At 72.1% G+C, this 13,179-nt stretch carries 12 protein-coding genes; 8 read left to right on the top strand and 4 right to left on the bottom strand.

Features of this window, described 5'->3' with window-relative positions; all coding sequences use genetic code 11:
• The first annotated feature begins 3 nt into the window (after positions 1-3).
• Positions 4-651, top strand: a complete 648-nt coding sequence (locus tag CV755_RS13425; protein WP_109280457.1) for a peroxiredoxin-like family protein — start codon at positions 4-6, stop codon at positions 649-651.
• A 111-nt stretch (positions 652-762) separates the two neighbouring features.
• Here CV755_RS13425 and CV755_RS13420 read toward each other — a convergent pair whose 3' ends face one another.
• Positions 763-2,367: an acyl-CoA synthetase gene (locus tag CV755_RS13420; protein ID WP_109280456.1), complete on the bottom strand. Its 1,605-nt coding sequence runs from the start codon at positions 2,365-2,367 to the stop codon at positions 763-765.
• Positions 2,368-2,445: 78 nt separating this feature from the next.
• On the opposite strand from CV755_RS13420, the gene CV755_RS13415 reads away from it, so the two are divergent.
• From CV755_RS13415 to CV755_RS13395, 5 genes are all read left to right on the top strand, one after another.
• Positions 2,446-3,252 (top strand): crotonase/enoyl-CoA hydratase family protein, encoded by an 807-nt coding sequence (locus tag CV755_RS13415; RefSeq protein WP_109280475.1) that lies wholly within the window; start codon positions 2,446-2,448, stop codon positions 3,250-3,252.
• Positions 3,253-3,268: 16 nt separating this feature from the next.
• Entirely contained in the window at positions 3,269-4,210 is a 942-nt protein-coding gene (locus CV755_RS13410) for a Zn-ribbon domain-containing OB-fold protein (RefSeq protein WP_109280455.1), read from the top strand.
• Between the two features lie 2 nt (positions 4,211-4,212).
• On the top strand, positions 4,213-5,148 hold the full coding sequence (locus CV755_RS13405; RefSeq protein ID WP_109280454.1) for a lipid-transfer protein: 936 nt from the start codon (positions 4,213-4,215) through the stop codon (positions 5,146-5,148).
• Positions 5,145-6,308 (top strand): thiolase domain-containing protein, encoded by a 1,164-nt coding sequence (locus tag CV755_RS13400; RefSeq protein WP_109280453.1) that lies wholly within the window; start codon positions 5,145-5,147, stop codon positions 6,306-6,308. Before CV755_RS13405 ends, CV755_RS13400 begins: the two co-directional genes overlap by 4 nt.
• An 86-nt stretch (positions 6,309-6,394) precedes the next feature.
• Positions 6,395-6,631, top strand: a complete 237-nt coding sequence (locus CV755_RS13395; RefSeq protein ID WP_109280452.1) for a DUF397 domain-containing protein — start codon at positions 6,395-6,397, stop codon at positions 6,629-6,631.
• A 15-nt stretch (positions 6,632-6,646) separates the two neighbouring features.
• Here the strand turns inward: CV755_RS13395 and CV755_RS13390 are convergent, their stop codons facing one another.
• Positions 6,647-7,369, bottom strand: a complete 723-nt coding sequence (locus CV755_RS13390; RefSeq protein WP_241561187.1) for a leucine-rich repeat domain-containing protein — start codon at positions 7,367-7,369, stop codon at positions 6,647-6,649.
• Between the two features lie 95 nt (positions 7,370-7,464).
• On the opposite strand from CV755_RS13390, the gene CV755_RS13385 reads away from it, so the two are divergent.
• Complete coding sequence (locus CV755_RS13385) at positions 7,465-7,965, top strand: hypothetical protein (RefSeq protein WP_109280451.1); 501 nt, start codon at positions 7,465-7,467, stop codon at positions 7,963-7,965.
• Positions 7,966-8,059: 94 nt separating this feature from the next.
• Here the strand turns inward: CV755_RS13385 and CV755_RS13380 are convergent, their stop codons facing one another.
• Together CV755_RS13380 and CV755_RS13375 are read right to left on the bottom strand one after the other, a co-directional pair.
• Positions 8,060-10,072 carry an N-acetylmuramoyl-L-alanine amidase gene (locus CV755_RS13380; RefSeq protein ID WP_109280450.1) on the bottom strand — a complete coding sequence of 671 codons (2,013 nt, stop codon included), beginning with the start codon at positions 10,070-10,072 and terminating at the stop codon, positions 8,060-8,062.
• Positions 10,073-10,282: 210 nt separating this feature from the next.
• Positions 10,283-11,404, bottom strand: coding sequence for an aminoglycoside phosphotransferase family protein (locus tag CV755_RS13375; RefSeq protein ID WP_109280449.1), 1,122 nt, complete (start codon positions 11,402-11,404; stop codon positions 10,283-10,285).
• Positions 11,405-11,670: 266 nt separating this feature from the next.
• On the opposite strand from CV755_RS13375, the gene CV755_RS13370 reads away from it, so the two are divergent.
• Complete coding sequence (locus CV755_RS13370; RefSeq protein WP_109280448.1) at positions 11,671-13,158, top strand: DNA-binding protein NsdB; 1,488 nt, start codon at positions 11,671-11,673, stop codon at positions 13,156-13,158.
• The last annotated feature ends 21 nt before the right edge of the window (positions 13,159-13,179 follow it).

Genomic DNA, 13,179 nt, shown 5'->3' with positions numbered 1-13,179 from the left:
GGCATGAATCTTCGCGACGAGCTGCGGGAACTGAGCGAGCAGTGGCAGCACCGGTTGCCGGTGGATGCCCGGGAGGTCATGGAGCGGGGTGCGCGGGAGCTGGCCGCCACCGGGATCGCGGGGCGGGCGCTGCAAGTGGGGGAGCGGGCCCCGGAGTTCACCTTGAACTCGGCCCTGGGCGAGCAGGTCACCCTGAGCGGCCTGCTCGCCGGGGGGCCGGTGGTGCTGACCTTCTACCGGGGCGCCTGGTGTCCGTACTGCAACCTGGCGCTGCGCGCCCTCCAGCGCCACCACGAGGACTTCCGGGCCCGGGGCGCATGCCTGGTGGCGGTCTCACCGCAGATACCCGATGAGTCGCTGACCCTGGCGGAGAAGGAGCGGCTGGCCTTCCCGGTGCTGAGCGACATCGGTTCCAGGGTCGCCGCGTCCTATGGCATCGCCTTTGAGCTGTCCGGTGAACTGGGCGGCAAGTACGACGAGTTCGGCTTCGACCTGGCGCGGGTGAACGCGGGGCATGCTCGTACGCTTCCGCTGCCGGCCACTTTTGTGATCGACGGGGAGGGTACGGTGCGCTGGTCGTTTGTGGACACCGATTACACGGTGCGGGCCGAGCCGGCGGAGATTCTTAGTGCGCTGGATGCGCTGGGTTAGGTTGCGCATCGGGGGCGGCCCCGGTTTGTGTAGTGTGTGCGGGCCGCCGGTGGCTGGTCGCGCAGTTCCCTGCGCCCCTGAAGGGCGCCCCTTGCGGGGCGCCGGGGCGCCTTAGGGTTCGCGGTCCGACAGGGCCACCGAGCGTGCCCAGCGGTAGTCCGCCTTGCCGCTCGGCGAGCGCTGGATGCGTTCGGTGAGCACCAGCCCACGGGGGAGTTTGTAACCGGCCAGCCGGACGCGGCAGTGCGTCCGCAGCTCCTCCAGGGTGGGCGGGGTCATGCCCGGGCGGGGCTGGACGATGGCCACCACGCGCTGGCCCCAGTGTTCGTCCGGTACGCCCGTCACCAGGGCGTCATAGACGGTGGGGTGCGCCTTGAGCACCTGCTCCACCTCTTCCGGAAAGACCTTCTCCCCGCCGGTGTTGACGCACTGGGAGCCACGGCCCAGCAGGGTGACCGTACCGTCCTTCTCCACCGTGGCCAGGTCGCCCAGCAGCACCCAGCGTTCGCCGTCCGCCTGGAAGAACGTCTCGGCGGTTTTCTCCGGATCGTTGTAGTAGCCCAGGGGGACATGGCCGCGCTGGGCGATGCGGCCGGTCCCGCCGGGGCCCACCGGGCGGTGGGTGACCGGATCCACCACCGTGGTACGGCGGTTGACGGTCAGCCGCAGACTCGTACCGGCGCCCCGGTCCTCCGTGGCGGTGCCATTGAAGCCGGACTCGGAGGAGCCGAAGTTGTTCACCAGGGTCACCTTGGGCAGCAGTGCCGAGAACTGGGCCCGGACGGCGTCGGAGAGGATGGCGCCGGAGCTGCTGACGCTCAGCAGCGAGGAGCAGTCGGTGCCCCGCATGGGGCCCGCGAGTTCCTCGGCCAGCGGGCGCAGCATGGCGTCGCCGACCAGGGAGACATTGGTGACCCGTTCCTCGGCGATGGTGCGCAGTACCTCGCGAGGCTGGAAGGTGCGGTGGACCACCACCTTCTGGCCGAAGTCAAAGGCGATCAGGGCGGTGAAGGTGGAAGTGCCGTGCATCAGCGGCGCGGTGGGGAAGAAGACCAGGCCGTCACCGCCGGCCGCCACCCGCTCGGCAAGTTCCTCCGGGCGCCCTATCGGCCGGCCCCGGGGCGCTCCGCCGCCCAGCGCGGAGAAGAACAGGTCCTCCTGGCGCCAGACCACCCCCTTGGGCATACCGGTGGTGCCGCCGGTGTAGACGATAAAGCGGTCGTCGCCGGAGCGCGGGGGGAAGTCACGGGCGGGGGAACCGGCGGCCTCGGCCTCGGTGAAGGGGATGGCCTCCGGACCGGGGCCTTCGCCGACCCGGATCAGATGGCGCAGCCGGCGGGCCGAGGGCAGGGCGGCGGCGACCCGGGGGCCGAACTCGGCGTCGAAGACCAGGCCCACCAGGTCGGCGTCCCGGTAGAGATAGGCCAACTCCTCCTCTACATAGCGGTAGTTGACATTGATGGGCACGGCGCGCAGTTTGAGGCAGGCCCAGAGGGTCTGCAGATACTCCACGCCGTTGTAGAGGTGCAGGCCGATATGGGCCCCCGGGCCGATGCCCTGTGCTCGCAGCTGGTCGGCCAGCCGGTTGGCCCGTATGTCCAGCTCCGCATAGGTCAGCCGGCGCCCGCCGGCCGGGCCGCCGGGGTGGACCAGTGCCTCCCGGCCGGGCACCACATCGACGATCGACTCGAAGAGGTCGGCGAGGTTGAAGTCCATGGCAATCCAGTAGAGCGCCGAAAGAATCTGACGGCAAGTCAGAAAAAAGCGTTGAAGCCCGAGCACGCCTGCCGCACCCTGTCCCCCGTGACCGGACATCTGACGGTGGAACGCATCGGTGCCACGCTCGTCCTCACCCTCAACCGCCCCGAGGCCAGAAACGCCCTCTCGCTGCCCATGCTGGCCGCGCTCCATGACGGCTGGCTGACCGCCGACTCCGACGAGGGCATCCGCAGCGTGGTGCTCACCGGGGCGGGCGGCGCCTTCTGCTCCGGGATGGACCTCAAGGCCCTGGCCGGGGACGGGCCTTCGCCCGATGATCCGGTGCGGGCCCGCTTCCGCGCCGACCCGGAACTGCACTGGAAGGCCATGCTCCGCGGCTACCGGCCGCGCAAACCGGTGATCGCCGCGGTGGAGGGTCCCTGTGTGGCGGGCGGCACCGAGATGCTGCAGGGCACCGACATCCGGGTGGCCGGTGCGAGCGCCGTCTTCGGGCTTTTCGAGGTGCGCCGCGGACTGTTCCCGATCGGCGGCTCCACCGTGCGCCTGCCCCGGCAGATCCCACGCACCCACGCCCTGGAGATGCTGCTCACCGGCCGCCCCTACACCGCCGCCGAGGCGGAACGCATCGGACTGGTGGGGCAGGTGGTCCCGGACGGCACCGCCCTGGCCAGGGCGCTGGAGATCGCCGAACTGGTCAACGCCAACGCCCCCTTGGCGGTCGAGGCCGTCAAGGAGAGCGTCCATGCCACGGCCGGCCTGCCGGAGGCCGAGGCCCTGGAGCGCGAACTCGCCATTGGCCGGCCGGTGTTCAAGACGGCGGACGCCCGGGAGGGGGCCCGTGCCTTCGCCGAGAAGCGGCCCCCCGTCTACCGGCGGATCTGAGAAGGGGGGCCGCGCCATGCCGGAGATCCTCAGCGCCCCGCTGGTGGTGGAGTTCCCCTTCACCCGCTCCCTGGGGCCGGTGCGGAGCGCCTTCCTCACCGGGCTGCGGGAGCGCGTCGTCCTGGGCGTCCGCACCCGGGACGGGCGGGTCCTGGTGCCGCCGGCGGAGTACGACCCGTACACGGCGGAGGAGCTGGGGGAGCTGGTCCCGGTCGCCGCCACCGGATGCGTCACCACCTGGACCTGGAACCCGAGGCCGCTGCCGGGCCAGCCCCTGGGCACCCCCTTCGCCTGGGTGCTGGTGCGGCTGGACGGAGCCGACACGGCCCTGCTGCACGCCCTGGACGTACCCGGGCCGCAGGCCGTACGGACCGGGATGCGGGTACATATCCGCTGGGCCCGGCGGCGCACCGGAGCCATCACCGACCTGGCCTGCTTTGAGCCCTATGACGGACCGCCCGGCCAACCAGGGCGGTACGACGGGGAGTTCACGGACCTGGTCACCCTGCTGAACGCTCCGGCCCGGCTGGACTACACCTATAGCCCGGGGAGGGCGCAGACCCGCTATCTGCGAGCCCTCGCCGAGCACCGGATCACCGGTGAGCGCTGCCCCCGGTGCCGGAAGGTCTCGGTGCCGCCCCGGGGCGCCTGCCCCACCTGTGGGGTGGCGAGCGAGGAGGAGGTCACGGTGGGGCCGCGGGGCACCGTCACCACCTTCTGTGTGGTCAATATCAAGGGGCGGGACCAGCGGATCGAAGTCCCCTATGTCTACGCCCATATCGTCCTGGACGGCGCCGACCTCGCCCTGCACGGCAGGATCGCCGGACTGCCCTGTGACCAGGTGCGGATGGGGCTGCGGGTGGAGCCGGTATGGAGCGGCGACGGCCGCCACCCCGACCACTACCGGCCCACCGGCGAACCGGACGCCGGCTATCAGACCTTTCAGGGGCGGTGGTGAGCATGGAACCGCCCCAGGTGGCCGTCGTCGCCTACGCCCGGAGCGCACCGGAGGAGGACACGGCCGGACTCTCGGAGGCCGAACTGCTGCTGCCGGTACTGGGCGAGGTCCTGCAACAGGCCGGACTGCGGCCGGGCGAGCCGGAGTTCACCTGCTCCGGGTCCAGCGACTATCTCGCCGGACGGCCCTTCTCCTTCACCCTGGCCCTGGACGCGGTGGGCGCCTGGCCACCCATCGCCGAGTCCCATGTGGAGACGGACGGCGCCTGGGCGCTCTACGAGGCCTGGGTCAAACTGCTCACCGGCGAGGCCCGTACCGCCCTGGTCTACGCCCATGGCAAGGCCTCGGCCGGCGAACCGGAGCGGGTCCTCAGCCGGCAGCTGGACCCCTACTGCCTCGCCCCGCTCTGGCCCGGACCGGAGGCCCTGGCCGGGCTCCAGGAGCGGGCGCTGATCGACGCCGGGGAACTGGCGGAGCCGGCGCCCGGGAAGGGTCCGCCCGCCGGGGACGGCGCCGCCGCGGTGGTGCTGGCCGCCGGGGAGACCGCCCGCCGGATCTGCGGGCGGCCCGCCTGGATCCATGGCATCGACCACCGTGTCGAGCCCCAGGCCCTGGGGGTAAGGGACCTCACCGACTCCCCCTCCACCCGGCTGGCCGCCGAGCGGGCCGGGGCGTACCGGGCGTCGGTGGACGTGGCCGAACTGCACACGCCCCACCCGGCCCAGGAAGTGGTACTGCGCAAGGCGCTGGCGCTGGGCGCGGACGCCGAGGTACATGCCTCGGGCGCCGATCCCCTGATGGTGGCCGGACTGATCCGGCTGGGCGAGGCGGCCGCCCGGATCCACCGGGGCGAGGCCGGCCGGGTGCTGGCCCACGCCACCTCGGGGCCGTGCCTGCAGCAGAACCTGGTGGCGGTGCTGGAGGGAGAGCGCGGATGAGGGAACCGGTTGCCGTGGTGGGGATCGGACAGACCCACCATGCCGCGGCCCGGCGCGATGTCTCCCTGCCGGGCCTGGTCCGCGAGGCCGCCCAACGAGCCCTGGAAGACGCCCAGTTGGCCTGGGCCGACATCGAGGCGGTGGTCATCGGCAAGGCGCCCGACTTCTTCGAGGGCGTGATGATGCCCGAACTCTTCCTCGCCGACGCCCTGGGCGCGGTGGGCAAACCACTGCTGAGGGTGCACACCGCGGGATCGGTGGGCGGCTCCACCGCCCTGGTGGCGGCGAGCCTGGTGGCCGCCCGCCGCCATGGCACCGTACTGGCGCTGGCATTTGAGAAGCAGTCGGAGTCCAACGCCATGTGGGGACTGTCCCTGCCGGTGCCCTTCCAGCCGCCGCTGCTGGCCGGGGCGGGCGGCTTCTTCGCGCCCCATGTGCGCGCCTATATCCGGCGCACCGGCGCACCCGGGGTGGTGGGGCCCATGGTGGCCTGCAAGGACCGCCGCAACGCCCTGCTCAACCCCTATGCCCATCTCCATGAGCGGGAGATCACCCTGGAGCGGGTGTGCGCCTCGCCCATGCTCTGGGACCCCATCCGCTATGCCGAGACCTGCCCCTCCTCGGACGGGGCCTGCGCCCTGGTGCTCACCGGCCGGGCGGGCGCCCGGCGTTCACCGGCGCCACCGGCCTGGGTGCTGGGCTCGGCGATGCGCAGCGAGCCCACCCTGTTCGCCGGCAAGGACTCGGTCTCTCCCCGGGCCGGCCGGGAGTGCGCGGCGGAGGTCTACCGGCAGGCCGGGATCACCGATCCGCGCCGGGAGATCGACGCGGCCGAGCTGTATGTGCCGTTCAGCTGGTACGAGCCCATGTGGCTGGAGAACCTGGGGTTCGCCGAGGAGGGCGAGGGCTGGAAGCTCACCGAGAGCGGCGCCACCGCGCTGGGCGGGGAACTGCCGGTCAACCCCTCGGGCGGGGTGCTGTCCACCAATCCCATCGGCGCCTCGGGGCTGATCCGCTTCGCGGAGGCGGCACTTCAGGTACGGGGACAGGCGGGGGAGCACCAAGTGGCAGGCGCCCGGCGGGTGCTGGGCCACGCCTATGGCGGGGGCGCCCAGTTCTTCGCCGTCTGGCTGGTGGGGGACGAACCGCCGGCCGGCTGATCCGGCCCGGTCCGCGGCCTGTCCGCGAGCGGCGCCGCTCGCTAGGGTGGGCGGCCGGGGGACGGCGAACCGGGAGGAGCGTCAACGTGGTGAACAGCGGTGCCGGGCGGCTGGCGGACTGTGCCAAGCCGGAGCTCGATCTGGCCAATGCGACCTGGCAGTCGGGCGGCTGGTCGGCCGGTGGCGTGCAAGTGGGCTTTATCGAGGGCTTTGTGGCCATGCGGGACCGGCGCCTGCCGGAGGGGCAAGCACTGATCTTCACCCCGGAGGAGTGGCGGGCGTTCCTGGTGGGCGCCCAGGAGGGCGAGTTCGACCTGACGTAGCGGCTCCACGGGGCCCTACCGCAGCACCACACAGCCCCGCCGTTCCAGCGCCTCCAGCGGCGCGGACGGCCCTTCGACCGGATTCCACCGCAGATCCAGCTTCTCCAGAACCGGCAACTCGGCCAGCCAGCACGGTACTTCGGTCAGGTGATTGGCGCGCAGATCGAGTTGCCGGAGCAGCGGCAGCCCGCGCAGCACCCCTGGCATCTCCCGGTACGCGTTCTCCCGCAGCTCCAGAACGCGCAGTTCATGCAGCGCCGCCATGGAGCCCGGCAGCCCGGACAGTGCGTTGCCGCGCAGCCACAACTCTCTCAGCCCGCCCAGCCGTCCAAGGGACTCCGGCAGTGCGCGCAGCTGGTTGTGCTGGGCCCGCAGCTCCACCAGGGCGGACATCTCGCCCAGGGAATCGGGCAGTTCGGTCAGCCGGTTACCGCTCACATTGAGATAGCGCAGCCGGGACAGCCGGCCCAGCTCCTCCGGCAACTCGGTGAGCGCGTTGTGGTGCAGATAGAGACAGCGGCTCAGACCGGTGAGCCCGCCAAGCGCCGGGGGCAGCCTGGTCAAGGCGTTGTGGCCCAGGTCCAGGGTGTGCAGCCCGGACAGCCGGCCCAGCTCCTCCGGCACCTCCGTCAGCCCGTTGTCCGCCAGGATCAGCGACTTCGGGTCCGGATGGGTCCAGACCTCCTCCGGTGCCGAGCCCAGCCCCTGCCGCCAGTAGTCCAGCGTCCCGTCCGCCACCCTCGTACCCCCCGTTCCATAGCAGCGCGCGACGCTATCAGCAGGGCGGATCGCCCCGGGGGCGCGGTGCCCCGAGGGGCACGTACGATGTGGGCATGTCCTTCCTCCGCCGCCGCAGCGCCGCCACCCCCACCGGGCCGGACTTCGACGTCCTCGCGATGGACCCCGGTGACTGGCCGGGCGACCTCGGGGCCGGGCTGCTGCCCGCGCCCGATGGCAGTTGCCAGGGAGTGTTCCTGCGCTACGACCTGTTCGGCGGGCGCGGCCCGGCGATGATCATCGGCAATCTGCCGGCCGGTTCCCCGGCCCGGGAGCTGGAGGAGGGCCAGGTGCCCTTCGAGGTGGCCCAGCTGCTGGCCGCCCTGGGCAACGACGAGCCGGTGGAGGTCCTGGAGACCGAGGACATGCCGGTGATGCACGAGGACAACCTGCTGATCGTGCGGCGCCTGAAGTGCTCCGAGAGCCGTATCTCCTGCACCCAGTTCGACCGCAGCGACGGGGTGCTGGTCACCATCGCCAGCTGGGACCGGCCCATCACCGACGACCTCTACCAGCTGCTCAAGCCGCTGCCCGCCGAGCTGTTCCAGGCGGGCTGAGCTCCGCGGGCGGCGTCCGGGGCAGGCAACGGGCCCGGCACGCTCCCGCGCGCCGGGCCCGCGTCCGTTCAGGCCCGCCCGGCCCCGCCACAAGTCAGCGGTAGCCGGGGCGGACCGTCACATCGGCGGCCCGGACAAAGGCCACCCGGTGCCCGAACTGGATCTCGTAGTAACGGTCCTCGCCCCGCACCACCCGGTGAGTGGCCGGATCGAAGCCGGAGGCCCAGAGATATTCGCCGGCCAGCTCCTGGCCCAGGACATAGCTCTGCCCGGCGGGCAGTCTGTACGGCAGCGGGACCAGGTCCTGCACCGGGACCCCGGGCGGGTACGCCCCCGGCTCGGGGTAGGCCCGCCCGTACACCGGGATCTCCTTGACGCCCGGGCGGGGGGTGACCAGCCTGCCCTGGGCACCCACCGCCGCCGGTGCCCACCAGGGGTTGCGGAACCAGCCCTTCTGCCCCAGGTACCACACGGCGGTCCAGCCCGCCTCATGGCCGGCCACCGCGAACTGCTGTCCGGTGGAGACGCGGGCGCCGGTGTCATTGACGTCGGCGGTGGACGGGCCGCCGTCCGGATGCAGTCCGATATCGGTGACCAGCGGGGCGTCCTCGCTGGGCGCGGTACGCAGCCGCAGCGCACCGGAGCCGTGCGGGGCACAGGGCAGACCCGGCTGCTCACAGCCGGTGTAGTCCGGCTTGTTGCGGTCGTAGTCCGGCAGGATCGTCACCAGACCGCTGAACGGGCCCGCCGTGGGATGGAAGGGCCGGCCCAGCAGCTCGAAGTAGTGCGCCCAGTCCCAGTAGGGGCCGGGGTCGGTGTGCATGGTCCGGATGGTCGCCGGCAGAGTGCCGGGGACATTGTCATGGCCGAGGATGTGCTGCCGGTCCAGCGGAATGTCCAGCTTGTGGGAGAGATAGCGCACCAGCCGGGCCGAGGTCCGGTACATCTCCTCCGTGTACCAGGCGTCCGGCCGGGCCAGGAAGCCCTCGTGCTCGATGCCCACCGATTTGGAGTTGACGTACCAGTTGCCCGCGTGCCAGGCCACGTCCTTGACCGGAACGTGCTGGGCGATATGGCCGTCCGCCGAGCGCACCGTGTAGTTCCAGGAGACATAGGCCGGATCCCTTATCAGGGTCATGGTCCGCTCCCAGGTGGCCTCGGTGTCATGGATGACGATGAACTCGGCCTTCTGGGAGTGCGGCCGGTCGGCCAGATCGTGGTTGCCATAGCTGTTCTTGGCCGGCAGCTGCTGATAGGGGGCCGGCACCGGTTCACAGGCCACCGAGGGCGGGCACTCCACCCGTCCCCGGGGCGGCGGCGCCAGACCCAGCTTGCGCAGCTGTCCGGTGCGGGGCGCCAGGTGCGGGGCGGCGGGCAGGGTGACCCGCTGGCCGGAGTCGGTGACGCGCTCCCGGCCTTCCCGGATCACCTCGAAGACGTCCCGGGCGAAGGTCTCGGCGGTCGCCGCGTCGGAGGCGCCCGGATAGCCGGCCACCGCCGCGTACCAGTCGGCGGGGTCGTCCGAGGCGGGCAGGCCCAGCCGGTGCTGGGCATCGGCCAGCAGCGCGGCACCGCCGCGCAGATTGGCCGCGGTGTCCTGGCGCAGCGCCCGCGCGGGCAGGCCGGTGAGGGCGGCGGCCCGGTCCAGGGTGCGCAGCCGCTCGGGGAGCCGGCCGGGTGCCAGGGGTGCCGGGTGACCGGCGGGGGCCGGCCGGGCCATGTCGCCCCGGCCGTCGCCGCCGGGCTCGGCGGGCGGTGGGGATGGCGGGGAGACGGCCAGGGCGGTGGCCGCGTCGGTGAGGTGCATCGGGCCATAGCCGCCGGTCACGCTGGGCGCCCCGGCATGGGCATCCCAGCGGGACTCCAGATAGGAGACGGCCAGCAGCACACCCGGCGGCACGTGATACCGGGCAGCGGCGGCGGTGAACTGCCGCTGGAGGGAGCCGGCCCCGGGCTGCCCGGCGGCGCTGCCCGGCGCCGCCCCCAGCAGCGGCAGCAGCAGGGCGGCCGACGCCAGTGCGCCGGCCGCCCTGGAGATCCGGCGGCTGGTCGTTCTCCGGCGGGCTCTTCGGGGAGTCTTCCGCGGGTGGGGGGCGGGACCTCGCAATGCAGCCTCCTCAAGGACGGGCCGTGCCGTGCGACGGGCTGAAACCTACCAAGCGGCGGGTACGAACAGACGAGCCGTCAATCAGACTGGTGCGCGGGGGAGAGGGCCGTCAACGCCTGTGCTGCGGGAACCCTGTTGGGGCGGTCAGCGGGATGGGTGAACGCCGACACGCCGCGCCCGGGGCGCGGCGTGTCGGCAGATGAGGGGCCGTCAGCGAGTGCCCACGGCCGCCCGTACCGCGCGCCTGGCCAGCGCGCAGTCGTCATGCAGCCGCCGTAGCAGCAGCCGCTGTTCCTCCGAGCAGTCGGCGGCACCGGAGGCGGCCGCCGGCTCCTGGAGGGCGCGCTGTACCGCCGTCTCATAGGTACGGATCTCACGGGTGAGGACCAGCATCAGATTCACCAGAAAGGCGTCCCTGGAGACCGGCCCGGCGGCCTGGGCGTACTGGCTGATCTGCCGGCGGGCCACCGGGGCGTCACCCAGCACCGCCCACAGCGTGGCCAGGTCGTACCCCGGGAGGTACCAGCCCGCCTGGTCCCAGTCGAGCAGCACCGGACCGGCCGGGGACAGCAGCACATTGTTCAGCAGTGCGTCGCCATGGCAGAACTGCCCCTGGACATGGGCCAGTCCATGCAGCAGCTTCTGCAGGTCGCCCAGGTCGCGATCGGTGAGCAGGCCCAGTTCGTGGTAGCGGGCGATGAGTTTGCCGTAGTCCAGCGGCATATCGAACATGCCCGCCGGCGGCCGCCAGAGGTTGAGCCGGCAGACGGCGCCCAGCGCGGCCCTGATGTCGGCGCGCGGCAGACTCCCCACCGGGTGCCGCCGGTCGGCGGCCGGGCGGCCGGGCATCCGCTCCACGACCAGGGTGCAGCTGTCCGGATCGGCGGTCAGCAGGCGGGGTGCCCGCACCGGCGGGCGGTGCCTGACGAACGCGCGATATGTAGCTATTTCCTGCCGGAAGCGCTCGGCGGCGGCGGGTGAGTCGTCCAGTAAGCACTTCGCCACCGCGCTGCCGCGTCCCGCCGTGCCGGCCAGCAGCACCGAGGGCCCGCCGCGGCGCAGCACCTGGACCGGATGGAACTCCGGGCAGATCCGGTGCACCGAGGCGATGGCGGAGCGCAGTCGTGCGCCTTGCGGGCCGGACAAGTCGATTCTCCCGCTGAGGGGTTGTGTGCCGAGCCCCGGCCCCCGGCCCGTCCGCCCGGCCCCGAACGCGGCTCCCACGGCATGGGAAGGGTCGAGGTAGGGCCGGCCGCCGCCCTGCGGCGGCCGGATCTGCTGTGGCCGTGGCGGCCGCAGCGGAGCGGACACGGAGGTCGACGCTGCATACATGTGTGTTCAGATCCCTTCGTGTGCTGGCGACCAGCTGCGCTCCCCGGTCCCCGGGGCCATGTGCACCCTGGGGTAGTGCACCCGCGTACGAGCGGAGTGGTCCGCTCTGCGGCCGGTGCTCCGGCGGCCGGGGTGGCGCGTTCCTACATCACACCCGGACGCGGGTGGCACACCATCTGGCGGACCCTGGCGAACCCTGGCGAATACTCGCCTGGCCCATGTCGGCCCGATACCTTCAAGTCAGCCGAGGAACCTGGGGGCTTGACGTGACGAGGGAACCCAACACCCGCCTCGCGGACCTGTTCGGAATGACCGGCTGGTCCAAGGGCGAGCTCGCGAGGCTGGTCAACCGGCAGGCGGCGGTCATGGGCCATCCGCAGCTGGCGACCGACACCTCACGGGTGCGGCGTTGGATCGATATGGGGGAATCCCCCCGGGACCCGGTACCCAGGGTGCTCGCGGCTCTCTTCACCGAGCGACTCGGTCGTGTCGTGACCATCGAGGACCTCGGGTTCGGCCGGCGCGGGCGGAGCGGGAGGGGGCAGACCCAGGACGGGGTGCCCTGGCCGCCCGAGCGGACCGCCGCGGTCCTCACCGAATTCACGGGAATGGACCTCATGCTCAACCGACGCGGCATGGTGGGCGCGGGCGCCGCGCTCGCCGCAGGATCAGTACTCAGCTCGGCGATGCACGACTGGCTGCACGCCGATCCCGTCCTCGCCTCCGACGGCCCCCGGATCGACGACCCCCTGCGGGAGACCCTGCACGCCGAACCAGCGGGCTACGACCGCTATGAGGCGGTGCCGGTGGGTTCCACCGAGATCGACGAACTGGAACGCTCGGTCGATGTCTTCCGCGCCTGGGACGCGGCCCGCGGTGGCGGGCTGCAGCGCAAGGCGGTGGTCGGCCAGCTCAATGAGGTGGGCGGGATGCTCTCCTACCGCCATCCCGACCATCTGCAACGGAGGTTGTGGGGGGTGGCGGCCAATCTGGCGGTGCTGGCCGGCTGGATGTCCCATGATGTGGGCCTGGAGCCCACCGCCCAGAAGTACTTCGTGATCGCCGCGCATGCCGCCCGGGAGGGCGGCGACCGGCCGCGGGCCGGCGAGGCGCTGTCCCGGGCGGCCCGGCAGATGGTGCACCTGGGCCGCCCCGACGACGCGCTGGACCTGATGAAGCTCGCCAACTCCGGTGCGGGGGACGAGGCCTTGCCGCGTACCCGGGCGATGCTCTACACCATCGAGGCCTGGGCGCAGGCGTCCATGGGCCATGGCCAGGCGATGCGGCGCAAGCTGGGGGAGGCGGAGGATCTGTTCGTCAGGGACAAGGGCGATGTGGAGCCGCCGAGTTGGATGCAGATGTTCGACGAGGCGGATCTGCACGGGATGCAGGCGCTGGCCTACCGCACCCTGGCGGAGCACGATCCCTCGGCGGCGGTGATCGCCCAGCACCATGCCAAAGAGGCGCTGCGGCTGCGCGGCCAGGGCTACCAACGTTCGGTGATCTTCGATTACCTCTCCATGGCCTCGGCCTGTTTCATCAGTGACGATCCGGAACAGGCCGATGTCTACGCCCGGTTGGCGCTGGCGACCATCAACGAGACCTCCTCGCACCGCACCTGGGACCGGCTGCGGGAGATGTACCGGCTGACCGGGAAGTACGCGGGCTTCACCAGGATCGCGGATCTCCGCCAGGAGATTCAGCAGGCCCTCCCCAAGGGGCCGGGCGGCAAGGGCAGGCCGGCGATGGTCTGAACAGCGGCCGGTGAGTCAGCC

Source organism: Streptomyces orinoci (assembly GCF_003121295.1).
Classification (GTDB): Bacteria; Actinomycetota; Actinomycetes; order Streptomycetales; family Streptomycetaceae; genus Streptomyces; species Streptomyces orinoci.
The sequence above is the reverse complement of the archived record's forward strand: the minus strand, read 5'-3'. Positions and strand labels throughout refer to the sequence as shown.